Source organism: Candidatus Pelagibacter communis (genome assembly GCF_001180105.1).
Lineage (GTDB): Bacteria > Pseudomonadota > Alphaproteobacteria > Pelagibacterales > Pelagibacteraceae > Pelagibacter > Pelagibacter ubique_K.
On the sequence record NZ_CVSO01000047.1, the window covers coordinates 1 to 588 of the forward strand.

1 protein-coding gene and 1 pseudogene are annotated in these 588 nt (G+C 32.3%); both read left to right on the forward strand.

The window, feature by feature from the left end; genetic code table 11:
* Nucleotides 1-122 precede the first annotated feature (122 nt).
* Complete coding sequence (locus AMN84_RS03565; RefSeq protein WP_075483453.1) at nt 123-329, forward strand: hypothetical protein; 207 nt, start codon at nt 123-125, stop codon at nt 327-329.
* 34 nt (nt 330-363) lie between these two features.
* A pseudogene (locus tag AMN84_RS03570) lies at nt 364-588 on the forward strand (ERF family protein); the annotation flags it as partial.

A 588-nucleotide genomic window follows, 5' to 3' on the forward strand; every position in this document is an offset into this window, starting at 1 on the left:
CTATGGAAATGAAATTGTTATTTGAATATGATAAGGAAGCTTTCGAGGCTAGACTTGCTAAAAAAGAGGAAATAAGCTTTTGGTTTCCAAAAGACTGTAAGTAAGTATTATAAAATTAGGAGATGAAAGAAATGACAGATGAAAGATTAAATGAATTTATAGAGGAATTTAAAAGATTAATGGGAAGTTATACAATTGAAACTGCTGTGGCGATAGTGTTGGTAGATTTAGAACGTGATATGTTATCTAAATATGATGATGAGGCTTGGGAAGCGGAATATCAAAAGCATTATAATAGAAGCAGGAGTCAAGACAATGAATGTTTATAATAAATTACAAACTGCCAGGGTTAAGTTGCAAAAGATGAACTTAAAAAAGTCTGGTCAAAACAAGTATTCAGGTTTTAACTATTTTGAATTGTCTGATATCCTGCCTAACATTAATGAATTATGTGAAGAGTTGCACCTCTTCACACAATTCAATTTTACCACAGAAGAAGCTACACTTACAATAGTTAATTCAGATAAGGTTGAAGAAAAGATAATATTTAATTCACCAATGGCGGAGGCGACCCTTAAGGGTTGCCAC

What these genes read in the sequence shown, in the direction of transcription:
- AMN84_RS03565 (WP_075483453.1), top strand. Translation starts at nt 123, where the DNA reads ATGAAAGAAATGACAGATGAAAGATTAAATGAATTTATAGAGGAATTT.